This is a genomic window from Caloramator australicus RC3, from assembly GCF_000297115.1.
Classification (GTDB): domain Bacteria; phylum Bacillota; class Clostridia; order Clostridiales; family Caloramatoraceae; genus Caloramator; species Caloramator australicus.
Genome location: NZ_CAKP01000085.1, coordinates 1 through 365, shown reverse-complemented (window position 1 = coordinate 365; position 365 = coordinate 1). Strand labels below are relative to the sequence as shown.

The 365-nt window shown below is 29.9% G+C and carries 1 pseudogene; it reads right to left on the bottom strand.

From position 1 onward, the window contains the following. A pseudogene (locus CAAU_RS15605) lies at positions 1 to 365 on the bottom strand (DNA mismatch repair endonuclease MutL); the annotation flags it as partial.

Below are 365 nucleotides of genomic sequence, written 5' to 3'. Positions count from 1 at the left end.
TGCTGTAGTTGCAAAGGCATTTTGAAGGGCCTTGTAAACCAATCTATAAATCTCCTGATCATTTTGAAACTTAACTTCGGCTTTAGTTGGATGAACGTTTACATCTATTAATTGGGGATTCATTATTATTTTGACAACATAAAATGGAAACTTATCCGAAGTTGAATAGGATCTATATACATTTTCAATTGCAGCATTTATTGTTTTGTTTTTATTAATCTTCCGTTTATAAAAAGCGTTTGATAGTTTCTATTATTCTTCCCTAAGGCATTATTCCCTATATACCCTTCGATTTTTATATCATTTTCTTCATAATCGATCTTTAATAGATTATCCTTGACTTGTCTTCCGTATAAAGAAAGTAT